The sequence below is a fragment of the Okeania sp. KiyG1 genome, assembly GCF_014132355.1.
In the GTDB taxonomy this organism is placed as follows: domain Bacteria; phylum Cyanobacteriota; class Cyanobacteriia; order Cyanobacteriales; family Microcoleaceae; genus Okeania.
The window spans coordinates 1-25313 of record NZ_BLZO01000102.1 but is presented as its reverse complement, the minus strand read 5'-3'; the positions used below and the strand labels follow the sequence as shown (position 1 = coordinate 25313).

At 38.8% G+C, this 25313-nt stretch carries 15 protein-coding genes and 2 pseudogenes; 8 read left to right on the top strand and 9 right to left on the bottom strand.

Annotation, left to right across the window (positions count from 1 at the left end; all coding sequences use genetic code 11):
• The 3 genes and pseudogenes from SAGCYANO_RS24505 to SAGCYANO_RS24495 all read right to left on the bottom strand — a co-directional run.
• Positions 1–2880, bottom strand: a pseudogene (locus SAGCYANO_RS24505) (hypothetical protein); the annotation flags it as partial.
• A 133-nt stretch (positions 2881–3013) separates the two neighbouring features.
• Positions 3014–4651, bottom strand: coding sequence for a hypothetical protein (locus SAGCYANO_RS24500; RefSeq protein ID WP_202222472.1), 1638 nt, complete (start codon positions 4649–4651; stop codon positions 3014–3016).
• A gap of 38 nt (positions 4652–4689) precedes the next feature.
• Entirely contained in the window at positions 4690–4977 is a 288-nt protein-coding gene (locus SAGCYANO_RS24495; protein ID WP_202222471.1) for a hypothetical protein, read from the bottom strand.
• Between the two features lie 2013 nt (positions 4978–6990).
• On the opposite strand from SAGCYANO_RS24495, the gene SAGCYANO_RS24490 reads away from it, so the two are divergent.
• Positions 6991–9468: an ATP-dependent Clp protease ATP-binding subunit gene (locus SAGCYANO_RS24490; RefSeq protein ID WP_202222470.1), complete on the top strand. Its 2478-nt coding sequence runs from the start codon at positions 6991–6993 to the stop codon at positions 9466–9468.
• Positions 9469–10007: 539 nt separating this feature from the next.
• Here the strand turns inward: SAGCYANO_RS24490 and SAGCYANO_RS24485 are convergent.
• A complete protein-coding gene (locus SAGCYANO_RS24485) occupies positions 10008–11975 on the bottom strand; it encodes an EF-hand domain-containing protein (RefSeq protein ID WP_237396643.1) in 1968 nt (655 codons plus the stop codon).
• A 658-nt stretch (positions 11976–12633) separates the two neighbouring features.
• On the opposite strand from SAGCYANO_RS24485, the pseudogene SAGCYANO_RS24480 reads away from it, so the two are divergent.
• Positions 12634–13009 (top strand): annotated as a pseudogene (locus SAGCYANO_RS24480) (RNA-guided endonuclease TnpB family protein); the annotation flags it as partial.
• A 464-nt stretch (positions 13010–13473) separates the two neighbouring features.
• Here SAGCYANO_RS24480 and SAGCYANO_RS24475 read toward each other — a convergent pair.
• Together SAGCYANO_RS24475 and SAGCYANO_RS24470 are read right to left on the bottom strand one after the other, a co-directional pair.
• Positions 13474–14298: a squalene/phytoene synthase family protein gene (locus tag SAGCYANO_RS24475; protein WP_202222468.1), complete on the bottom strand. Its 825-nt coding sequence runs from the start codon at positions 14296–14298 to the stop codon at positions 13474–13476.
• 949 nt (positions 14299–15247) lie between these two features.
• Positions 15248–16210 carry a hypothetical protein gene (locus SAGCYANO_RS24470; protein WP_202222467.1) on the bottom strand — a complete coding sequence of 321 codons (963 nt, stop codon included), beginning with the start codon at positions 16208–16210 and terminating at the stop codon, positions 15248–15250.
• Positions 16211–16965: 755 nt separating this feature from the next.
• On the opposite strand from SAGCYANO_RS24470, the gene pstS reads away from it, so the two are divergent.
• The 3 genes from pstS to SAGCYANO_RS24455 are packed head-to-tail and all read left to right on the top strand — an operon-like array spanning position 16966 to position 18589.
• A complete protein-coding gene (gene pstS, locus SAGCYANO_RS24465; RefSeq protein ID WP_202222466.1) occupies positions 16966–18003 on the top strand; it encodes a phosphate ABC transporter substrate-binding protein PstS in 1038 nt (345 codons plus the stop codon).
• A complete protein-coding gene (locus SAGCYANO_RS24460) occupies positions 18000–18212 on the top strand; it encodes a hypothetical protein (RefSeq protein ID WP_202222465.1) in 213 nt (70 codons plus the stop codon). The genes pstS and SAGCYANO_RS24460 overlap by 4 nt, the downstream gene beginning before the upstream one ends.
• A complete protein-coding gene (locus SAGCYANO_RS24455; RefSeq protein WP_202222464.1) occupies positions 18212–18589 on the top strand; it encodes a DUF2237 family protein in 378 nt (125 codons plus the stop codon). Before SAGCYANO_RS24460 ends, SAGCYANO_RS24455 begins: the two co-directional genes overlap by 1 nt.
• A gap of 836 nt (positions 18590–19425) precedes the next feature.
• Here SAGCYANO_RS24455 and cimA read toward each other — a convergent pair.
• Positions 19426–21048, bottom strand: a complete 1623-nt coding sequence (gene cimA, locus SAGCYANO_RS24450) for a citramalate synthase (RefSeq protein ID WP_202222463.1) — start codon at positions 21046–21048, stop codon at positions 19426–19428.
• 345 nt (positions 21049–21393) lie between these two features.
• Here cimA and SAGCYANO_RS24445 point away from each other — a divergent pair, with 345 nt between their 5' ends.
• From SAGCYANO_RS24445 to SAGCYANO_RS24435, 3 genes are all read left to right on the top strand, one after another.
• Positions 21394–21732: a 2Fe-2S iron-sulfur cluster-binding protein gene (locus SAGCYANO_RS24445; RefSeq protein WP_202222462.1), complete on the top strand. Its 339-nt coding sequence runs from the start codon at positions 21394–21396 to the stop codon at positions 21730–21732.
• Positions 21733–22268: 536 nt separating this feature from the next.
• Positions 22269–23360, top strand: coding sequence for a glycine oxidase ThiO (gene thiO, locus SAGCYANO_RS24440; RefSeq protein ID WP_202222461.1), 1092 nt, complete (start codon positions 22269–22271; stop codon positions 23358–23360).
• A gap of 611 nt (positions 23361–23971) precedes the next feature.
• Positions 23972–24331, top strand: coding sequence for an SH3 domain-containing protein (locus SAGCYANO_RS24435; RefSeq protein ID WP_202222460.1), 360 nt, complete (start codon positions 23972–23974; stop codon positions 24329–24331).
• 59 nt (positions 24332–24390) lie between these two features.
• Here SAGCYANO_RS24435 and SAGCYANO_RS24430 read toward each other — a convergent pair whose 3' ends face one another.
• Both SAGCYANO_RS24430 and SAGCYANO_RS24425 read right to left on the bottom strand, forming a co-directional pair.
• Positions 24391–24675 carry a hypothetical protein gene (locus tag SAGCYANO_RS24430; RefSeq protein WP_202222459.1) on the bottom strand — a complete coding sequence of 95 codons (285 nt, stop codon included), beginning with the start codon at positions 24673–24675 and terminating at the stop codon, positions 24391–24393.
• Positions 24676–24780: 105 nt separating this feature from the next.
• The gene (locus SAGCYANO_RS24425; protein WP_202222458.1) at positions 24781–25158 is read right to left on the bottom strand and encodes a hypothetical protein; all 378 of its coding nucleotides are present in this window, start codon (positions 25156–25158) and stop codon (positions 24781–24783) included.
• Positions 25159–25313: the final 155 nt, after the last annotated feature.

The following is a 25313-nucleotide window of genomic DNA, read 5'->3' as shown; positions in this document are numbered from 1 at the left end:
TTCGATGAAGCCTTTTCCTGCTTTTGAGCGGTCGAAGAAGTTGACTATACTCAGGTCTTCGGTGGCATCAATTTTACTATTGTTGTTTAAGTTGACCAACAGGTTGTCGCCGTCGCGCTTGACATCGGAGAGGGATAATTTAATTTCCTTGAGGTTGATTTCCCCCTTTTTCTGGTTAACCTGAGTTTGAATTAATTCTAGAGTGTCTTTACCTGCGGTGTCTTCTATTTGACTTCCTCCTGCGGTTTTGGGGTCTAATTGATAGATGTCATCGCCTTTACCTGCTTTGAGGGTATCGTCACCCCCTCCACCAATGAGGGTATCGTTTTTGTTGCCTCCATAGAGTTCGTCGTCGTAGCGGGTTCCTGTGAGGTTGAATTGTTCGATGCTTTTGAAATTCACCCAACTCGGTCCCCAGGTGGTAATTTGACCGCTGCCAGTTTTAGGGTTGAATTTCTCGTAGCGCACTCCTATGTCAACATAGTCGGAAAGAACAGGGCTTATTAACTGAGTCAAATTGCCTAAATCAGCAGAAGAAGCTATATAGGTCGGTGTATCCGTTCCATCTGCATTTGCAACAAATAAGCTCGTTGTATCATTGTCGTTATACTTCTGAAAGGCAACTGTTTCTCCATCTCGCGAGTTCCTTAATAGATGGTCAAAAGCAGAAATAGTACCTTCTGCTTTTTCTGTCGCAACGCCAACTTCTTTTCCAGAACCATCAGTTTTGAAAGCCCAGATACCATGTTCCCCACGAATGCGACTGCTGTTAGGAGGAGTATGTCCTGGCTGGAAACCTAACCAGAAGATTTTAGAACCATCTCCAGAAACATTGAGGGATTGAATCTCATCGCCTTGATATTCATCTTTCCTTTCAATTGTTCCATCAGAACTCCTCACCCAAATGTAGTCTGGTGTGTATGAAGCTAGAGAATGCTCGCGCCAAGTAAGAATAGAACCGTCATCGGAGAGAGAAGGCGAATCAATATGTTTATCGTCGTCCCAACGTCCAAAAGAAACCTTAGATACCTGCTCAATTTTGCTACCGTCGCTATTAGCAAGAAAGATTTGCGTGACACCATTTTTGTCTGAAGCTGTCCAAGCAACCTTCTTCCCGTCACCAGATAAGGAGATTGGTTTGTTTCTGCCCGATGGGATAGTGATTTCTGAGGCAACTTTTACTAAGTTAGTTCCATCTGTGTTTGCCACATAAAGATTATAAATGCTTCCGCTGTTGCCGGGGTTAGTTACAAAATCCAGCCATGCTACCTTCCTTGTATCCGAAGAGAAAGATGTTCTTCCGGCATCTCCAAAGGTAAGACCATCTTCAGGAACGTTAGGAATTTTTACAGGTGCTTCAGGATTCGCAATTTCTGTCATCCAAAATCCTTCATTAGAAGAGTTATCGTCCCGCTGCTCCCACGCTACTTTCAAACCATCGGCAGAAATACGAACCGCACCACCAGAAGGAGCGTAAGCTCTAGTATATTCATCTATGAGAGGAATTTTGAGAGGATTTCCCACACCATAAGCATTTCCTACAAAAACCTTCGATAACAAATCTTTTTCTTCTCCTAACCAAGCGATCGCCCTAGTCTCCAACTGAGAATAATCCAAAACCAACACATCATTCCCCTTACCCCCATCAATAGTATCATCTCCATCCCCAGGCATCAAAGTATCGTTACCCGCACCACCTTTAACTACATCATTTCCATCGCTGCCATCCAGAACATCTCCTTTGCGACTGCCAGTAATATTGTCAGCATGGGGGGAACCGGAAATTTGTTCGATAGACTTGAACTTATCCCCCTTCGCATCTCCCTTGTGTTTGCCCGTAGTTAAATTCAGAGTTATTCCTTTCTTAGCGGAATCATAATTAACTACATCAAACCCTTCGCCTCCATCAAGCATATCTGCTCCCGCACCACCATCCAACCAGTCATCATCCGCACCACCACGCAACAAATCATTCCCATTACCTCCTGTAAGTCGATCCCAACCCGCATCACCATCAATAGTATCTTTACCACTACCACCAGTAATCTCATCATCACCGTTACCACCTGCAATTTGTGTAGCAACCTGCACCGCTGCTTTCACTTCAATAACATCATTTTCCTCACCCCCATTCCCGACAACTTTGTTCACTCCTGAGTAAGGTTGAATATTATCAAAAGCAGAAACCAGAATTTGATTCCCCTGAGAATTTACCACAAACTCTTCTTCCCCATCCTCAGTATTAACAATTTTCCGCTGTGGTGCATCAGGCCCCATATTTAAACGTAAATTTCCTCCCGCCAACTTACTTGCCAGTTTTAGTTGGGGTTTAGGGGTAGTCGCGCTGCTATTGAAATCAAGTAATGTCACCCTGTCACTATCCCATCGTTTTGTGTAAGAAAATGGATCGACACCCAACTTTAAATATGCGTTAATACCAGCAGTTAAAGCACCCGAAGTATCAAACATATTCAAAGGGTCTGCAATTAATTCCAGAAACTCATCCACTCGGACTTTACCATCCTTGTTGGGATCTTTCAAATCAAAATTAATATCCCCATAAAGTCCGCCACCAACACCTCCTTTGGCAGCAACCAGATTAACTTCCCCAGCAGCTTCTATTCCAGCATTGAGTTTAATTTCGGCAACATCCTCCCCCGTGCCATTTGCATTCTCCCTATCACTGACATAAAAGCCATTAAAAATATCCTCAATATTCTCAAAATCATCCTCTGTGTTAAATTTGCCATCTTTACCGTATGCAAATTCTATTAACCCTTGACTATCATAGCCAAATGCCACATCTATCTGTGCCCCAATATTACCACTAACTCGCGCTCCTAAAGGAGGCAAAATCGGGAAATATTCGCTATATTTCAAGTTAAAATCTAGCCCTGGTGGGTCTTCAATAATTGATAATTGATAATGGATAATTGATAATTACCTCTCCCTAAAAGGAAGAGGATTGAATCAAAGGAAAATTTTTTCTTGTTTCTCCTTAAAAGGAGAGGCTTTAAACCTTAATTATTCGGTAAGTAAACAGGTTGACATCTGATTGATTCATTAACAACTTAAATGCCGTCATGGGGTCATCAATAATGGGAAATTTTAACCCTTCTCCAGGAATTTTATTGAGACTGGTAATAAATCGTTTTGCATCTTCATCTTTAGCTACTTGCTTGTCAACTGAATCAGCTATTTTTGTAATATCAAAATCATTATCGACCAGTTTTTGTAGGTCTTCTTTTCTAACATCAATTTTAGGCAGTTTTACACTACCCAAATCCAATTTTAGGTCGCTATCAGTTGGAATTAGATTAATCAGTTGAACTGTTTGGGCAATTGATTCTATAAACTCTTTATCTTCTTGGTCAAAATCCTTGGAAATAGTTTCTGCTAAATCCAATAAAGTAAACTGGATAACTTTTAAATCTATAGGTGTAGTTAAGATATCAATAACTGGTTGTATTGGTTCAGTAATTGTTTTAACATTTTCCAATGTGGGACCGACAAAATCATTAAAAAACGTCCCCATATCTAATTGAACATTGTTAAATCCAATCTCAGGTAAATCCCCAAATTCTTCTTTTTTATCAGGGTCAGCTTCAGCATTATTAAACTGCCAATCCAAATTCAATTCAGAACTAATGGATGGTAGTTTTGCAGAACCATTAAAACTGGTTTCTATACCCAGATTAATATCAGCTCCACCGTCTAATTTTGCATCAATAAAATCCCCAAAATCCCCAACATTAATAATAGAATCAAAATCTGTTGCGTAAATCCGATTGTCACTAGGATTACTATCAGCATCTTGAAAATTAACGGCTAACTCACCTTTAAAACTAGAGCTATTGTCATCTGCTTTTATTTGTAAAAAACCCAGTTCACCTGTGGCACTAAGATTAGGAAGAGTTGCATCTAAATTGATAGTTAATTCATCATTATTTGAAGTCTCAAAATAAAATCCTTTATCTTTGTGATAACCCACACCAAGATTCAACTCAACATCAAATTTTACCTCGGTCTCTCCTGCAATATTTAAACCCAACCCAGGTAATCCAAAATCGCTTTCTATATCAGTTTTAAAAGCCTCAATTTTAGGCTTAAGTTTTAAGTCAAACTTAATATCATCACTCTCATCCAAAGCTATTTTTACATCTTTTTCATCAGCTTTACCATCATTATTCAAATCTTGCAGCCAACCCAAACCACCAGTTCCAAATGCTTGAGCTAAAGCTTGCTGAAACAGAGAAGGATCGGATGTTGATTCATCAAATTCTTGAATATTTCTTTCTGCTTCTGCGATAAATTGTGTTTCCTGTTGTTCCCCTTTTCCCAGAGCATTTCCAAAGATAGGAAATTCGTTACTGTAAACTTCAAAATTTATGGCTGGTTGTAGAAATTTATATAGATTTTTTAGTCCTTCACTTGCACCTTCAAAGTTTCCTGTAAAGTTTGCTTGTTCGATATTAATAACCTCTCCATCCAACCGAACAGTTGCCGAATCATCCTCAACCCTCAACTCCTGCAAATACTCTTCACTCAACACATCCCCACGCACCAAATGAGAAAAAATCGCTCCTTCATCTCCCAACCCATCAACAGAATTTAATTCCCAATCCACAGCATGACCAATTTCCTCTAACAAAACAGTCGCAACTGCCTCAACATCACCCGCATTTGCTGTTAAAAATTCCCGCGATAAATAAATCCTATTTTTGTCTCCCGCAAAGCTCCATTTGCCCCATTAATTTCTGCGGAGTCCCGAATTTCAATGGGAGGAATAACACTAAAATCTCCTAATAACCAATCCGACTTTAAACCTAAGGCATTTTGAGTATTAAAATCATTGCCAAAAGCGACAACCATTTTCTGTAGAAAATTGGCATGATTGGCAAATAGCTGTAGATAATTTTCGGCTGTAGTTAAAGCCGATGTAACCGTTTGAGAAGTAGCATTTATTTGAGTATTCATAATGGTTTAAACTCCTAAAAATAAGTAGTAAGCGAATCACTTTGAACAGCAATTAAGTTTATTTACCTATAAGCTCACACCAATATTTTTAAGACATTATCCGTATAGTTATTACCACATTAAACAAAAAAAATTAATTGTCAACACCTTTATAAAAATTGATAACTTGGATTTTTCCCTCAGATACAAACAGCTTTTCAGTAGGGATTTGAGCATAATTATTAATTTTATTAAGGAAAAATTTAGCTGAAAATTGTGGTGTTTGATAATTTAATAATTATGCAAAAAAATTATGCAAAAAACTTGGTATTATTGGTATAATACTATCTTAATAAAATTGTGGCAAACCTGAATTATTAATTCCCTCCTTTCAAAGGGGGTTTTGGGGGGATTAAACTCTTCCATATCTTTAACAAATCGGTATAATTTCTATGGATTTTAAAATAGTCAAATATTTGACTATTTATTAATAGTCTTGAGATATAGCAATCAGGAATCAGTTGTGAGAATTGAGATGTTCCTTAAAAGTATAGAATATAGCAATTACTATACTTAGGACTTACGCAGATACGCTATATATAGCGCTCAAAACTATTGTCCAATAGTCTTTTAACTCTATAAATAGTGCCTTTGCGTAAGTGCTGATATTTATATAATCTGTTTTTTTCTTCTTCCCAGATCCCAGCTCCGGTGTTCCCAGCTCCGGTGTTCCCTAAAAGTTTGCAATATCTCACAACTCAAGTCATATTGCTATAGTTGGTTAATTAGTGCCTAACAAATACTTCAAACTCATAAACTAAATGAGTTGTAAGCATTCAGCTATTAGCTGTCAGCTGTCAGCTCTTATGAGGGGGTTTAAATGAATATAGACTGTTTCAGCCGACTTTGGTAGTAAGTATAAATTCTGCCTCAATTACTAAAGCTTTTATCTAAAACTAAAAGCAATAGCTGAACGCTGTTTGCGTAGCATCCCGCAGGGAAGCGCTGACGGCTGTTTGCGCAGAATTCCGGAGGAAATGCTTACAATGAGTTAACTTAACTACAGAAATGATTTGGTTAATGATCCTATAAATTCTGTAGTTAACTTATAGCAATTACCACAGTTATGAAGCACATTTACAATCCCCTAAATCTCCCTTTCAAGGGGGACTTTGAAGACTCCCCCTTACAAAGGGGGACAGGGGGATTTCATTAATTGATAATTGATAATGGATAATTGATAATTACCTCGGGTTTTAACCGCTACGGAATTGAATATAAGGAGATATTATTTCTTTTCTCTTGGTCGATTGGATATGGTTAGGAAACCCATCCATCCCTCGACCGCTTTTTCCCCGATCAAGGGGAGGCTTCAAGGCGCGAATTATTTAATTATTAATAATTAACAATTAATAATTCGGTAAAACTTTATCTCATAGATTAAAGATCAGTTACCTAAATTATTATTAGCCGAATTAGCTATTTAATGTAGAGATGTTCCATGGAATGTCCCTATAATGGTTTGAGAAAAGGATAATATTATCAGAAATCTCAAAGGATATAATTTTTCTGTGAACCAAGAATTCTGATTTTAGGAGAATCTCCATACCTCAATGCCCAAGAGTATGTCAACTTTATTTCCCAAGTGCTACTATAAATAAAAAAGACTAGCTATTTGGCCTCTTCATCCTCACTTAATTTTCGGTTACGGCTCTCCTCACTAGGCACTCGCACTTTAACAACGCTAAATTAGTTACAGTAAACAAAAATTTACATTAGTTTCTATTTATGGCCTAATTGTGGTTTAAAAGTAGGTATAGCAAGGAAGGAGTTGGTTAGGACATAGACTAATCATGAACTTTACCCAAGGAAATGTTTTTCCTACTGTTCCCTCACAGGAGTGCGCGTTCCCTTGCGTCTGTCGCGCCCCGCGGGGTCGCACCGCTGTTCCCTGTTCCCTGTTCCCTGCTATAACAATTAAACTACAGGAAGGACATATCCCCTGTAACTATCAGTAAGTAAGGAAAAGTAACCATGTTTGAACGCTTTACAGAACAATCAATCAAAGTGATCATGTTGGCCCAGGAAGAAGCTCGTCGCCTTGGACATAACTTTGTGGGTACAGAACAAATCCTCCTGGGTTTGATTAGTGAAGGTACAGGTATTGCGGCTAAAGTTCTCAAAGAATATGATGTCAATCTCAAAGATGCTCGGAACGAAGTAGAACAAATAATTGGCCGTGGGTCTGGGTTTACTCCGGCAGAAATTCCTTTTACTCCCAGGGTAAAACGGATGTTAGAAGTATCCCTAGAAGAAGCAAGAAAACTAGACCATAACTATATCGGTACAGAACATTTGCTACTAGCATTGCTCCAAGATTCTGAAGGAGTCGCTGCTAAAGTATTGGACAATTTGGGAATTGATAGAAGCAAGATTCGGACTCAGATAATTCGCTCCCTTGGAGAAGTTGCTGCAGTTTCTCCTGGAAGCTCTAATTCTGGAAATAAGAAAGCTGTAACTCTAGAAGAATTTGGTACAGACCTGACGAAATTAGCAGCAGAGGGTAAAATTGACCCAGTCGTGGGCCGGGAACGAGAAATTGAACGGATGATTCAAATCTTGGGCCGGAGGACAAAAAATAATCCTGTCCTCATTGGCGAACCTGGGGTCGGAAAAACAGCGATCGCTGAGGGGTTAGCTCAACGTATCATTAACCAAGATGTTCCGGACCTTCTGCAAAATAAACAGGTGGTAAGTCTGAATATCGGTTCCTTAATTGCTGGTACGAGGTTCCGAGGAGAATTTGAAGAGCGACTCAAAAAGATTATGGATGAAGTCCGCTCCAATGGCAATATTATCCTGGTAATTGATGAAATTCATACTGTTGTGGGTGCTGGTGCCATAGAAGGTAGTATGGATGCTGCTAATATTCTTAAACCTGCTTTGGCCAGAGGCGAAGTACAATGTATTGGGGCGACTACTCTGGATGAATATCGCAAGCATATTGAACGAGATGCTGCTCTCGAACGTCGTTTCCAACCAGTGAAAGTGGGCGAACCTACTGTAGAGGAAACAATTGAAATTCTCTATGGTGTACGCTCTGCTTACGAACAACACCACAGGTTGATTATTTCTGATGAAGCTTTGAGTGCAGCAGCTAAACTATCAGACCAATATATTAGCGATCGCTTCTTACCAGACAAAGCAATTGATTTGATAGATGAAGCAGGGTCTCGTGTTAGAGTCAAAAATTCAATGCTTTCACCACAGCTCAAGAATATGAGACGAGAAATCTCACAAGTGACAAAAGATAAAGAAGAAGCTATTCGCGCACAGGACTTTGACCAAGCTAGTCAACTGCGCGATCGCGAACTGGAAATTCAAGCACAAATTGAACAGAGCGATACCGATAGACAAGAAGAAAAAACTAAAGTTACTCCTGTGGTGACAGAAGAGGATATTGCTCATATTGTGGCATCTTGGACGGGAGTACCTGTGAGTAAGTTGACAGAATCTGAATCTGAGAAACTGCTACACATGGAAGACACTCTGCACCAACGTCTCATTGGTCAAGAAGATGCAGTTAAAGCAGTATCTCGTGCTTTGCGTCGTGCCCGTGTTGGTCTAAAGAACCCCAACCGACCTATTGCTAGTTTTATCTTCTCCGGTCCAACTGGTGTTGGTAAGACAGAACTGACAAAAGCATTAGCTGCTTATTTCTTCGGTTCTGAGGAAGCCATGATTCGACTAGATATGTCAGAATACATGGAACGTCATACAGTTTCTAAACTAATTGGTTCACCTCCAGGATTTGTTGGTTATGACGAAGGTGGACAACTTACTGAAGCAGTTCGTCGTCGTCCTTATACCGTGGTACTATTTGATGAGATTGAAAAAGCTCATCCAGATGTATTTAATCTCTTGTTGCAAGTCTTGGAGGATGGTCGTCTCACTGATGCTAAAGGACGTGTAGTCAGTTTTAAAAATACCTTAATCATTATGACTTCTAATATTGGTTCTAAGGTCATCGAGAAAGGTGGCGGTGGTTTAGGTTTTGAGTTTGCTGAGGATAAAGAAGAAGCTCAATATAACCGTATCCGCAATTTAGTCAATGAGGAACTCAAGCAGTATTTCCGCCCAGAATTTCTCAACCGACTGGATGAAATTATTGTCTTCCGTCAGTTGAATAAGGATGAGGTGAAGGAAATTGCAGAAATTATGCTGCGGGAAGTATTCAGTCGTTTGGGCGAACGCAATATGACTCTGACACTCAGTGACAGTTTTAAGGAGCGCTTAATTAAGGATGGATTTGACCCTAGTTATGGTGCCAGACCACTGCGTCGCGCAATTATGCATTTGTTAGAGGATGCTTTGGCAGAAGCATTATTAGCTGGTCAAATTCAGAATGGTGAAAATATTTATGTAGATTTAGATGAAAATGGAGAGGTAAAAGTTACATCTGCTGGAGCTGCTAACCAAGAACTTCCAGAATTTGCTTACAGCAATAGTTAATATTCAGACAAGGTTCTAAATTTTGAATTTCTGACAATAATTATGTTGGGTTGTGCTGCTGCTTACAGCGCTTTTCAAATTGATGAACCACATCGCCATAACCAAAACCCTGTAGGGACGTTGCATGCAACGTCCCTACTGTGGTCTACTGAAATGAAAACCGCTGTAACTCAACATTTTTATTTATCAGGACTTACGCAAAATATGTATCTATACACCATATGTTGGGGTTAATTGCCGTTAACACCTACTATATATAGCGGTTATCTGTAAGTCCTGAGTATATTAGACTTGTCGCTTTATAACTTAAAAAATCCCCAAAAACCTTGTTCTGTAAGGATTGTAGCTATTTGAGAATAAAAAAGCTTGGAATTATTGCTCTGTCTAGGTTAGAGCGATTTTTTTCCTTTATTTAGCGACAACTCTATTGATTTACACAATTAAATCATGTCCGGATAATTAGTGATAAAAAAACTTTCTCCTTCTTTTGTTCTTTCTTCCCTCCTGAATTCTGAATTCTAAATTCTGAATTCTAAATTCTAAATTCTAAATTCTGTCTGAGATTTCAAAGACTTAAAGACTGCTTCAAACTCCTCATAACTGATTAGATTGTCACCACTTGTGTCTGCAGCTTTCAACATCTTCTCAATTTGAACATCATCAATATAGATACCGATAGCACGAATATAAATTTGTAACTCATCTAAACTTATATATCCTGACCCATCTGAATCAATATATTGGAAAACTTGGCGGAGTTCCTTTTCTTCTCCAGCACTCATATGTTTTAGGGAACCAATAGGTTCAGCGATCGCCTTCCACAACTGATAGGGGTCAGTGTGTTTAAGAGCATCTGCTTCGTCATCTGTAGTAATGCTATATTCTTGACGAAGTTCTTGAACTAGCTTGCGATCTTCTGGGGATAAACTTTTCAAAAGGTCTTCTAACACTTCATTGGATGTTTCCTCAGAGAATGCTTTCATCAAGTTAGCAACCCAGTTTCGATCTGGGTGAGTTTTCCCAGAATGTAAGATAATTTCCAGGAGAGTTTCTCGATAGCTCTCCAACCGCAGAGAGTTTTCTCTATTGTGCGGCTTACGAGGATCAAACAGCTCTGGATATTGTTGGCCTAGTTCCGTTAAGATGGTATCGTGATCTCCATCAGAAATACCCAGTTCTTGCCGCATTTGCTTGAAGCTTTCGAGAGTATCAGCGGGGTTCACATAACCCTCATCAATGGCATCTCGCAGCATCGCTTTGTAAGTTTGCAAACGTTTTTCTTGGGAGAAATCAGGCAGAACTTTAGCAAGAACATAAACTTCATCCGCACTAAGATCGTCAATAGTTCGCCCCTCCAAAAACTTAGCACAATCCAAATTCAACTTTTTAAGCTGCTTTCGCAATCGACTGGCAAGACTTTCCCGTTGATAAAGACTGGGAGTGCGCGGCCAAGTTCTATAAAGCCACAAGCTACTACATACTGCCATTAAAATCGTAAAAAGACCAGGCAAGGGTGATGGCAATAATTGAATAAAATTGTGCCCTCCAAAAACAAAGAAGAAATTGAAAATGAAAAATGTACACAACGTAAACATTCGATGCCGAATGATTAAGGGGTCACTCAATTGGTGATGGCGATGCTGATAGGCTTTGTAAGCGTCTTCCAAGGCACTACCAATGCCTATCGCGCCAAAGGTAAATAGACCAAGAGTTATGGGTACTGCTAGAATTTTAGGAATATCTACAGGTTGATCTAACAAATAAAACCCTGGTGTGAGTAGATTAGCCAGTTGGTTTTCTTCGTGAGCCCAAACCCCCGATAAATAATAATCCCAGCCCCCCGCATAAAGATAGTAATAGAAAAAATACCCAATTGTAATGCCAACATAGCCGTAGTAGAGTCTTTGCTCCTGTGGGTTGCTTATCCCATCCCAATAGGACTTTTCGGCATCTATATCAATACAAGGGCTTTGACAGGCAACACAAGCACTCAATTCTTTACCATCTTGACTTACTGTGCGACACATGGACTGGGTAATGAGTTGGCGATCGCCTTCGTGAGCGGTGCTGTTGAGCAGCGATCTTGGTTGTACATAAATCTTTTCTACGGGAGCCATCGGACAAATATAGTGACACCAAGTTTTACCTCCATAGAGGTAACCGACCGTTAGTGCGGTAAGAATGGTGAATGTTAAAAACAAACCTAAACTTAGACGATCGGAGTTGACAAAAAGAATGCGACTACATAACCCTAGAAAGAAAAGGCAAAATTGTAGGGAAAGATGATTTTGAGCTAGCCATGAATTTTTGGCGACTTTGACCAATTCCTTGCGTACTTTCCCCGTTTTAGGATTGACGCGATCGCGTTTACGTTCCCATCCCAAGGCACGAGGAATTTGTGAAATAAAGGATAGGGGACAAATTCGTCGCCAAAATTCGTGTCCTAACACCAGCAAAATGAAAACACCAGAAGGCACGATAATGCCCCAAAAAATAGAAGCTCCCATCGCATAGGGTATCTCTTCAAGACATTTTCCTTGTACCAGGACGCAGTTTTCTATATTGAGTCTGAAGGGACTTAGTGTATTGGAAGGTTCTGTTAGCTTACTGGATATTGGATCGTAGAATAGTGAGAAAATTAGAAGACACCAACCCAGAGCAAGTGCCCATCGTACTCGATGGATTTTGATTTCAGATATATTACCTAGCATCGCTAAAATTTTTTTCTAGAAATATTTTAGTTTTAGGACTTAACCATTTTTGGCGTTGGTGAAAAGAGGTATGATATCTTGTCTGGATAAGAGCACAAACAAAAAACTTTCTCCTTCTACTACTCTTTCTTCTTCTTTCTTTCCTCCTAACTTCTAAATAATTAGGATTAATATCATACACGGGCTTCACTAACACCCATTTTTTATTGATAATATAAAATTAATATTAAATTTGTATCCAACTTATCCAACTTACCGAAAAGCAATATTTAATTGGCCGGAATTGATATTAATGCTACTTTACAAAGGAAGGACGACAGCTTGAAAGCCACCTCACTTTAGTGCGTGGATGAAAAGCGAACGGGCGATTTTAATCCCTGAAAAAAGAGTAAAAAGGTTGTTATTTTCCTGTTTTTAATGTTATAATTCTATCCTAGGCAAAAACGATAAAACTATGCTGGTTTATGAGATGAAATTAGAAGGAGAAAAGGCTCAATACGAAAAGCTGGATGAGGCCATTCGTACTGGTCGTTTTGTCCGTAATAGCATCGTCAGAGCATGGATGGACGGACAGGTTAAAAGTCGTATCGGTTGCCTACAAATACTGCAAAATATTAGCAGATAATCCAGAGTTTCCCTGGGCAAAAAAACTTAATTCTATGTACGTCGCCAATCCGACGGCTCCCCTACGACAAGCTCATGCAGAAAGGGCTTGGGAAGCTATTGAAAGATTCTACAAAAACTGCAAAGCTAAAGCTCCTGGAAAGAAAGGATATCCTAAGTTTAAAAAGTATCAAGTCAGAGGGCGCAGGGAAAGTAACACCTCTGGAGAGACTGACCTCTGCTTGAATGAGGAAACTCAAACGAGTAAGCCGACTCGATGAAAGAGGAAGTCTAAATAGGGTTTGCGCTCAAAAGTCTTTTAGTAGGGGTAGGAGACAACCCACCCCTCGCCCCTCCCAGGAGGGAAGACAGGAGACAACCCACCCCTCGCCCCTCCCCCTCCCAACCCACCCCTAACCCCTCCCAGGAGGGGAGGGGAAGACAGGGGAAATGGGAATTATAGAGGAAGTAGTCGGAAAAATTGGATATAGTGATTTTTCTGCCATAATTGTCCCAAAATACTAGCATGCATGAGCTTCTTCTGCTGAAAACAGGCGCACTTTTTTAGACCAAAAAATGCTACAACCAATATCAGTCAATGCTTTCAGATTTAATCAGCAAGCCCTAAATAGCGATATTTAGAATCCCCATCGCTTTAGCGCGGGGAGTACGTCAAAGACACTAAAGAATATCAAGCAGAGTTATTGCGGCGAGAAATTAATTCCATCACTTCTGAACGAGTTAGCTTTTCTTGCCCCATCGTCAGAATATCCAGAGTCGCATGAGCAAGGGTGAGAGGAATTTGACAAAAATTTCGTGCTGGTCCTGAAGGAAGAGAGTTAGTATAAGAGTCAGCTAATAAAAGATTACGTTGAGCATAAACTTGCATATCTTTCGCAGTCCAACCATGAGGAAAAAAATCTACCCCCCTATCTAAATCTTCTGAATGGTTACGGAGAATATTTACTGCCTGTAGACCTCGCCCAAACCCAATTGCTTCAGTACGATTAGTCTTAGTATTATCGTACCAACTCCATAAATCGGAAAGTAATAATCCCACTGCACCAGCTACACTAAAAGTATAGCGGTCTAAATCTGATTCTGTGTGAATTGCCCAATTATTTTCCGCCCAATAAGCCATCCGGTCTGCCATTGCTGCAGTTACATCCCAAATCCTCGGCGCTATTGTCTCTGAAGCTAGTATTGCCCATTCTCCTACTCTTTGAGTTACTTCTGGTAGGTGAGTAATATTAAAGTCTAACTTTGCTGAAAAGTTCTGGAAACTTGAATGGTCAATTCCTTCCTGTAAAAGTAAACTAATCTTTCGCAACAATTTTGCCTTTGTGAAGCTATCTAGACCGGGATGATCCTCAATTTCATCAATGGCACGCATACAAAGATAGGCCGATGTCACTGCCTCTTTTAGCCCAGATGGTAATTGACTAATAGGAATATAGAAAGTACGACTTGTTTCTTTTAATATATATAAGGCATCTTTATCTTCAGGTCTGTTCATCTGTTCAACTCCTCACGGCCATTTTGGGTTTAATGTATTAGTTTAATTGATGCTCAACACTGGATAGTTGGCGCATTTTTGAAACTTAATTACAATAAACTGCCAGTTTACTATAACCCTGGTGAAGTAGTCAGTAGTCACTTCAGTTATCAGTTATCAGTTATCAGTTATCAGTTATCAGTTAGCCTCATAAGGTCAGAGCTACGCTAACAGTACTTCCTGTGATAGGGAGGTAAGAAAATACGAAATTCTCTTTTCTCTTTGTCCATTGGATATAGCGTTCCCTTCGGGACCGGAGGGAAGGGATACCTCACCATCCCTCGACTGCTTTTCATCACCTTGTAGTCCAGTAGTGGCGCGTCAAGCTTGAAATAGTGTTTTAGGAAAATTCTCCAAACCTTAGTCATAGCAAGAATTATACTCAAAAATTTAATACACCATTTTCAGCTTGACACGCCAGTAGTAGACTGACACAGCTAAAACTGTGCACTCTTATTTTTATTTCTAGGTGTCTTGATCTCCCCTACTCCCCCACTCCCCCACTCCCCTACTCCCTACTCCCTAATGCACTATTTTAGGTGAAACAGTCCAGTAGGGTGCGTTAATGAAATGTAATATCATGTCCGGTTGAATACTTATAAATAAATGACGGAGTCCTCAGGAGTCAGGAGTCAGGAGGGAAGAAATAAGAAGAAAGAATTAAAGAGGAAGAAGAAGAAAAGGAGAAAGTTTTTTTATCACTAATTATCCGGACATGATATAACGCACCATCTAGATTTTAATTTTCGGTGTGTTACACTGATGATTTCACATTTGGATAGGTTATCAAAATTTTGGCAGGAAATCTGAGATTATTTTGCTAGCGAAACTTCCGACTTAGGTACGGGTGGCGCTTCGTCCCGACCTCTGCCACAATCCGTGGGGTCGCGCTGCTGTTCCCTGCCATAACTTAATTGCTAATAATTTTTTCTAGAAAAGGAAGTCCAAAGGCAATAACAATACTAACTGCTAAACCAGCAAAAGCTTTTAAAGCGTCACTAAAAATAATCTTACCTACATCCTTCATTTTGCGGTTTTGGAAATTGTGAGCTATTGCTATTTCTCGTCCAGCTAAAAGACCTATAAATACCCAAGTTGTACTCATCGGCATTTTGCTCCATTCCTTAAATAATAATAAAATTAATCCATAAATAAAATCTACAATTGTTGCCGAACGAATATCTTGAGTATTAGTTTTACTGGTAACTATATGTTGAATTGCACCACCATTTCTGTAAAAGATAATTGCGTATAAAAGTAACATCACAAACATTGAAAAAAATAGCATTGAAGCATCAAGATTTCGTGGTAAGTATGCAAAGATATTTGCCAAGTCTTGAATTAACCATTGACTCCACAGAAATGCTGTTGATACCCACTGCAAAATCACCCACTGAATAGGTGGTTCTTGGTCTGCTGTACTTAGAAACTTCTCTTCTAAAGCTTTAGTTATGAATTTATAAATAAGTATAGCTGTGACAAAAGCTAACCCATAGCCAAAAAGTGATTTAGTCAACATACTGGTGAGATTGCTAGGAGCAAAAACTGTGAGAATGAGAAAAGTGGTACTAACAGGAATTCCCCAATTTGTTAAAAATAAAAGTACGAAAGGAGGAACTATATAAATCCAACTAAAATTTTCAGGAAAAGGAAATTCTGCCAAACGCCCATAAGCTATATCTCCATCATTAATAATCCAGCCATAGAAAAAAACTGCCAACAAAACGGAGCAAACAAACAGCCATAATACCCACCAAGGGCGCTGAGAATTAGAACTTAAAAATGTGCCCAGGGTTTGCATGGCATCGTTAGCTACAATTGAATATGATGCTAATAGAAACCCGACTAACATAAATATATATTGACTGTTCATATTTTGTCGATATATAGCGGTTTTCATAAGGCGTGAGGTACATCAACGATCCTCCTAAATCCCCCTTAAAAAGGGGGACTTCCAGTTTCCCCCTTGTCAAGGGGGGTTAGGGGGGATCTCCCTTGTCAAGGCTAAGGGGAACCTCCAGCAGTATACTTCATACTTACTGAAAAATTCTATATTCTCAGATATTGAACAATTATAATAACTACAGTTTAGATGATGAAGATGTTTATTTAGAGAACTATTAGACTTCTTGCAGAAGTCAGGGAATAGGGAGAAATAATTGATAATTTATGGATAATAATTGATTTTATTTTAGATTTTTGGAGATGTCTATTAGTTTCAGGCTAAAATATTTTTTAGTCAGGTCATTTCAGTTATCAGTTAGCCTCCAAAGGAGGAACTGCGTTAACAGTACCTCTGCAATAAGGAGGCAAGAAAATACGGAATTCTCTTTTTTTTTCCCTTAAAAGGGGAGGCTTTAGACCACGATTTTTCGGTAATAGAGAGTACATAATAAAAGTTTTTGAATAAAGTTAACAAGAGATTAAATTTTTGGTAAAATCTTGACAATATTATCTAATTAAATTATCGTCTATAGTGTCTCTGTAAAAATCTAAAGATTTAGTAATATAAAGATTTAGTAAGATAAATAAACTGTGTTGTATTCAAACTGCTATCCTCGTTATTATCTAGAGATATTAATAAACTAGAAACTTAAGAAATAATTAGATTTTTCCGGAGGCTTATATATGGTTTTATTAAAAACTATTTGGCACAATGCTCTAACAGCAACAGTTGCAGCAGTTACTCTTTCACTTGGCACTGTTGGTGAAGCGATCGCCCAAACTCTTGAAGGTGCAGGAGCATCATTCCCCGCTCCTTTATATGAGCGTTATTTTCAACAACTAAAACAAGATACAGGAATTACAGTAAATTACAATTCGGTGGGTAGTGGCAAAGGTATTGAGAGTTTTATTGCAGATACTGTTGACTTTGCAGGTACAGATGCACCACCAGTTGCAGCAGAAATAGAGCAAATGCCAAAAGGAGTAGTTATGGTACCTACCGCAGGAGGTGCTGTAGCAGTAGTTTATAATTTGCCAGGAGTTGCCGAACTCAAACTATCTCAGTTGGTATTGCCAGATATCTTTGCAGGTAAAATTACTAAATGGAACGATCGCCGAATTGCTCAGGACAACCCAGGAGTTGACCTACCTGACTTACCTATTCAAACTGTAGTACGAGCTGATGGTAGTGGTACAACTTTCATTTTTTCCAGGCATCTGAGTGCTGCAAGTCCAACATTTAGCCGAGAAGTGGGTGCATCCAGAAAACCTGGTTGGCCAAAAAATCCCCTGGAAGGTAACAAAAATGATGGAGTAGCTGCTTTAGTGAAAGAAACTGAAGGAGCGATCGGTTATGTACAAGATACTTTTGCTCGTCGAAACAACCTGTCAACAGCAATGCTGGAGAACCTACAGGGTCGGTTTGTCGAACCTACTCTCGAAGAGGCGAATGTTGCATTATCCGGACTAAGATTTTATCAAGACTTTACTCCTGCTAACGAAGCTAACCCTGATGATGGATACCCCATCGTTGGAGTGACTTGGCTATTAATTAAGGCAAATTATGAGACTTCAGAGCAAGCAACTGCAGTTAAGAAAATGGTCAATTGGGTTTTGAAGGAAGGTCAAAACTTGAACAATACTCTTGAGTATACCCGTGTTCCAGAGGCTATAGGTGCAAAAATTCTGGAGAAAGTTGAAAGTCAAGTAGCAAATAATTGAAGAAGGAAGAAGGAAGAAGGAAGAAGGAAGAAGGCAGAAGGCAGAAGGCAGGAGGCAGAAGGCAGGAGGCAGAAGGCAGAAGGCAGAAGGCAGAAGGCAGATCGCGGGCAAGATGCCCGCACTATGAACATTTAATTGTTAATATTTGTACTTTATATACTTGGAATATGTTGTATCTTCCCTGTTCCCTCTTTTCTGGAGATATCTAATGATGGAATCACTAAATGTATTAGGTGAAAATTTAGAAGTTTGCTGCACTTCTCCCATGACTGGATTTTATCGGGATGGGTTTTGTCAGACCGGACCATCAGATTTTGGTTCCCATGTTATTTGTGCAGCAGTGACAGCAGAATTTTTGGAGTTTACCAAACGTCGTGGTAATGATTTGAGTACACCTAGACCAGAATATTCTTTTCCTGGTTTAAAACCGGGCGATCGCTGGTGTTTGTGTGCGTCTCGTTGGAAAGAAGCTCTAGATTCTGGAGTTGCACCACCAGTAGTTTTGTCAGCAACTCATCAAAAAGCTTTAGAAGTTGTGCCTTTGGAGGTTTTGCAGGAACACGCACTTTCAATAATTGATAATTGATAATGGATAATTAATTATTGGTAGTCCTGCATAGTAATGGTATACAAGGAACAAGGAATGCTTGGCACGGGAGCAAGATGCTCCCACTACCGTACGTGGAATGGGCATCTTGCCCGTTCTGCACGACGTTCTGCACGACTATTACAATGCACCACCACCTAATAATTAATAATTACCTATCCTTGAAAACGGATAGGATTGACTAATAATGAAAATCTTTTCTTGTTTCTCCTTATAAAGGAGAGGATTTTCACCTTAAATTATTCTGTAAGTTGAAAAAGGTGGTCAGTACTGATAACTGATAACAGAAATAAAGTCTAACTTTTGACTTTTAACTTTTGATTTTTTACTTCTAATATTATGTCCGGTTGAATAGTTATAAATAACGAGAGAGGAGTCAGGAGTAGGGGCGTTAACGATAGTTATGCGCAAGCTTTCGGCCGTTTGCTGACGCATAGCTGACGAATGGCGCCCCTACAGGAGGGAAGAAAAATAGGTAAAGAAGAAGGAAAAAGAAGAGAAGATTTTTTCATCACTAATTATCCGGACATGATATAAAAGGGGTTGACAAGTAGTTTAATCTGCCTGGATTTTTTATTTTTTGAAATTTTCCGAGTTGCGATCGCAAAGTAGAACGGACAGGACTTACGCATGAGGTACGAAAAACTAGGGATTTGAGATTGCTTTCCGTTCCGGACTGCTCCGCAAACCCTGTGAGTCGCAATGACGAAAATACTTTGTACTGCGTAAGTCCTAAAGATAAAAAAGATGACATACTCCTCAAGAGTCATCTTAAAATGACTTAAGCTATTAGCCAAAATTCAATCCTTGGCAAGCTAAGACAACGTAAGATTCCCTTCTGCCTTCTGCCTTCTGCCTTCTGCCTTCTGCCTTCTGACTTCCGCCATCAAACCATACTCTAAACTTTCAACAACCGCTTGATAAGAAGCATCCAAAATATTAAAAGAAACCCCTAAAGTCGTCCACCGTTGCTGACCATTACTAGACTCAATTAACACCCTAGTTTTAGCAGAAGTACCAGCTCTACCATCCAAAATTCTCACCTTATAATCAGTCAAATAAAAATTAGCGATCGCTGGATAAAAATTTTCTAAAGCCTTCCGCAAAGCAGCATCCAAAGCAGAAACCGGACCATTTCCCTCAGCAACTTCCAAAATATCCTGACCATTAACAGTAACCTTCACCGTCGCCAGAGAATTACTAACTTTTTCACCATCCTTATCCAAATGTACTTGAAAACCCTTAATTTCAAAGAAATGCTGCCTTTGCTTCAAAGCTTTTCGCATCAATAACTCAAAACTAGCTTCTGCTCCCTCAAATTGATATCCCTCATTTTCTAACTTTTTTAAACTATCCAGAATTTGCCGACAAGCAGGGTTTTGACGGTCTAGCTCAATACCAAAACTTTTTGCCTTTGACAACACATTACTCAAACCTGCTTGGTCAGAAATCACAATGCGACGACTATTCCCTATCTGTTGCGGTTGAATATGTTCATAAGTCAGAGGGTTGCGCTCTACTGCGGACACATGAATACCACCCTTATGAGCAAAAGCAGACAAACCCACAAACGGCGCGTGGTCATCAGGAGCAAGATTAACAACTTCACTAATAAAGCGACTGGTCTGAGTCAATTTTTCCAGTTGTTGTGCTTGAATGCAATCATAACCCAACTTTATTTGTAAATTAGGAATCAAAGTACAAAGGTTAGCATTACCGCAACGTTCCCCATAACCGTTGATAGTTCCTTGTACCATCCCCACTCCTTCTCGGACAGCAGACAAAGCATTAGCAACAGCAGTCCCCGAATCATTGTGAGTGTGAATGCCTAATTTTGCAGTGGGTAAAGCATGGGAAACATCTGCCACTATCTGAGTAACTTCGTGGGGAAGAGTACCGCCATTGGTATCACAGAGAACTAACCATTGCGCACCAGCATTTGTTGCAGCAGCTAAGGTTTGCAAAGCATAATCAGGATTATTTTTGTAACCATCAAACCAATGTTCTGCATCATAGATAACTTGACGACCTTGACTGCGGAGATAGGAAATCGTATCTGCAATCATTGCTAAATTCTCTTCCAGAGTAGTTTTCAGCCCCTCAACAACGTGCAAATCCCAAGATTTGCCAAAAATCGTCACCCACCGCGTACCAGCAGATAAAATGGGTTGCAGAGTGGTATCAGATGCTGCCTGTTTTCCCGGACGACGAGTGGAACAAAATGCGACTACTTCTGCTTGAGTAAGAGGTTGTTCTTTTAGTTGCCAGAAAAATTGTACATCTTTAGGATTTGCACCTGGCCAACCTCCCTCAATAAAAGGAACCCCTAAGCTGTCGAGTTGGTGGGCGATGCGTAGTTTGTCTTCTAGGGATAAGGATAGTCCTTCTCGTTGGGCACCGTCGCGTAGGGTTGTATCGTAAATCCAGAGTTTTTTCATTATTACTAGGGGTGTTAGAAATTCAGAGAATTTTTCAATTTAACAGGACTTGCGCAGAGAGGGCGTTAGCGGAGCTTGGCGCTAGCCAATGCCATTCGCCCCTACAGATGGCGAGGGCGAATGCTATTTGTTCCTACAGATGATGGTTTAAAGGTCAATTTGTGTAAGTCCTGTTCAACTTATGGAGAGGGCGTTAGCGGAGCTTGGCGCTAGCCAATGCCATTCGCCCCTACATTTAAACTTTATAATCAATACTGCTTTTTCACTAATTTTTTACTTTATCTTTTAATTTTTTTAACTTTTAACTGTTAACATAGATAACTAATATAGATAAAATAATTTATTATGGTTAAGATTCAGGCTCAAGGTAAAACTATAACTTGCGAGTATGGTGCAAATCTGCGTCAGGTTTTACTGAAAAATGGTGTTGATGTCTATAACGGCAATGCTTCAATTATTAACTGTCGTAGTATTGGTACTTGTGGCACTTGTGCAGTGGAAATAGAAGGAGAAGTTTCTCCACTTCAATGGCGAGAAAAAGCCAGACTTTCTGTACCTCCTCATTCCCCTAATTCTTGTAAACGTTTGTCTTGTCAAGTGCAAGTTTTAGGAGATATAAAGGTAACTAAATATAATGGTTTTTGGGGGCAAGGTTCCGAAATTGTTTGGACTTATGATGGATAGAATACCGCTTGAAAAAAATTACTAAAAATATCTGCCAAAAAGGGAATACCAGACTAGGGATAAAAGTTTCAGACTTTTGAGCTATTTTTTGGTTTTTTACAAATGATTTGGGATTATTTTCTGATAATAAAAACATAGAAAAAATATTATTTATAGCAACCGCCTGGTTGATGTTTAATAATTAGCATCTTGCTCGCGTCTTAACGAAGTCAGAAGTCAGTAGGGGCGTTAACGATAGTTATGCGAAGCAAACGGCCGTTTGCTGGCGCAAAGCTCCGCTAACGCCCGTACAGAAGTGATTTTTGTAACGGGGATTTGAGCAACTCTCCAAAAATATTTCGCCTTAAAAGGCGGGGTTTTAGACCCATATTATTTTGATAAATCATCATAATTATCCGATTTCCTAACTATAGTGGCGACTGTTATATATTTGAATATAATTAAAGTACAGAACTAAAAAGTGTTGCCAATAATTATCCATAAATCCATGTAAAAAAATCTTATCGCATCCTTCTTCACTACTCCTTATTTAGAAAATGAATCAATCAAGTAATATCCTAATTATTGGTGGCGGTATTATTGGTCTATCAATAGCAATAGAGCTAACATTACGAGGAGCTAAAGTAACAGTTATTAGCCGTGATTTTCAGCAAACAGCGACAAATGCTGCGGCTGGAATGTTAGCTCCTCAAGCAGAAGCTATTCCCCCTGGTGAAATGTTAGATTTATGTTTAAAAAGTCGGGCATTATATCCAGAATGGGTAAAAAAAATAGAATCAATTAGTGGTATAGAAACTGGTTATTGGCCTTGTGGTATTTTAGCCCCTGTTTATGCAGAAAATGACAGAGAAAATTGTACTTTACAAAACCTAAATTATCAATGGTTAAATCAAGCTGAAATCCATGAATATCAACCAGGATTAAGTCAAGAGGTAATTGGTGGTTGGTCTTATCCTGAAGATGGGCAAGTAGATAATCGTTATTTGTACAATTCAACTATTGCAGCAGCTAAAGAGTTAAAAATTGATATTCTTGAAGGAGTTGTTATAGAAATAATTCATCAAAAAGGTAAAATTCAAAGCATCAAAACATCAATAGGTGAGTTACAAGCAGAACATTATGTATTAGCTACAGGTGCATGGTCTCAGGAGTTATTACCAATTCCTGTATTTCCGAGAAAGGGGCAAATGTTGTCGTTAAAAATCCCTTCAGATATAACTAGAGAAAATCTACCTTTACAACAAGTTTTATTTGGAACAGAAAGTTATATTGTGCCGCGCCAAGATGGAAGAATAGTTATCGGTGCAACAAATGAAAAAGTCGGATTTTCAGAGGGAAATACAGCAGCAGGAATTCAAGAATTATTAGGAAATGCTATTCGGTTATATCCGATTTTAAAAGATTACAAAATATTAGAATTTTGGTGGGGTTTTCGTCCTGATACTCCAGATGAAATGCCAATATTAGGAACAAGTAATTATGAAAATTTGACTATTGCTACTGGGCATTATCGGAATGGAATTTTATTAACACCTGTAACAGCAATTTTAATAGCTGATTTGATTTTGGATAACAAATCCGAACGATTATTAGATGCTTTTAATTATTCTAGGTTTATTGATAATTGATAATTATTTTGCCCCCCTAGCCCCCAATTATGGGTGGAACAAGAGTCAATTTGCATCTAAAAGTCCCCCAATTTTGGGGGATGCGCGGGGGCTTTGATCAGGATATCTCAAAAGTTGTTTAATACTGAATTTTGCCCCCCTAGCCCCCCAATTCTGGGGGGAATAAAAATCAATTAGCTGGTAAAAGTCCCCTAATTTTGGGGGATGCGCGGGGGCTTTGATCAGGATATCTCAAAAGTTGTTTAATACTGAATTTTGCCCCCCTAGCCCCCCAATTCTGGGGGGAATAAAAATCAATTATATCATGTCCGGTAGCATCGTTTGTGTATAAAATTAAGGTGACAATAGGAGAAAAGCTTCTGCCTCCAGCATAGCTGCCTTCTGCCTTACTTCTACCAAAGTCTAATTATTCAACCGGACATGATATTAGCTGGTAAAAGTCCCCCAAAATTGGGGGATTTAGGGGGCTTTAAAGTCCCCCAAAATTGGGGGATTTAGGGGGCTTTGATGTAGCAAATGAGACTTCTCAGACAACCTCTGATAACTGAAATTACCTCTGGTTAAATTTGAAATAATAAAGAAGTTGGAAATGGTATTGTAGGAAATTCAAAATGAATAATTGGAAAAAATATCTAATGACTACTGCTTGTGCTTTTCTATATCTATTAGAATTTAAAATAGTTGCTCAAGCTATTACTACTGAAACAAGTATTAGAGCAATTCCCAAATATCAATTAGCTCAAACTCCTATTGGTTATTGTACAGTAGGAAATCTAACTGATTCTCCTCTGAATGTTAGAGACAAACCAGATGGTGAAATAATTGGTACTTTGGAAAGTGGTAAAGTAGTTGCTCTTGGAGTTACTGATGGTAGTGAAGGTGAAAATTGGGCAAGAATTATTACTCCCATAGAATCCCCAAGTTGTTTGCTCGAGGCCAAATGTGCTTGCAATCCAAGCAGTAATAATTAATCCAACCTTCCTGGATATTATTGCTGCCACATTTTGGACAAAGTAAATTACGGTAAAAATCAAAAATCGTTATCTTCCATCTCAATCGAAGGTCGAATGTGGTATTCAAGTGTTTTTGATAAAAAATTTTCAATATCTTTAACACAAAGACGATGACGCTTCATTTCTCTCAATAACCTTTTATCCCTTTCTTTTAATAAAATCTCTATATTTTTTAAATTACTCTCATTTTCCTTGATTTGATACTCTATTTTTCCTATGTACTTAAAAACTCCCCAACTGCCAACAATTACAACTGCAAAAGTAGATATCATGCCAATAGTGACAACTGTTTCTGGTGGCATTTTTTGAATTTTATTGATAACTTTATATAACGCTAATTCTTTGGAAAAATACAATTCAAATATTTTTCCTTAAATTCTATTCGTTAAAAAAATAATTCTATTTCACTATGGCTCTATATATTCCCAGATAGACAAAGTTATTTCGCTCATTCTTGTAGGAACAATAAACTTTAAAGAATAACTAACTTTAGTAGGTAATTGAATTAAAGTTTTATTATTAATTTTGAGATTTTGGTTGTAGGCAATAACATTAGTGTCAATATTAGGAATGTTAATTAATACTTCCAAATACGCACCCAACCACCAATAACTAGGAACAGTGGGGTTAAAAGGTTGCACTACAATATTAGAACTTTGAAAGGCAATAGGAATTATAATTGGGTCAATAGGATAATATTGATTTGGTGTTTTATAAACAGCTTCATATTTTTGATAAAAACTTAAAGCCCAATTTTCACTATTAACTATTGTTTGGTCAATCATTGACTTCGTTTAATTGAAGCCATAACACTATTTTTTCCTAAAATAAGACTAGCTGTGCCATTAGTTCCCATAACTGAAGCTAAAGGCCCAATGGGCGCGGTTTGGCTGAATTGCTCAATAAACCAATCGTAAACATCGTCAAGGCTCGGAGTTCC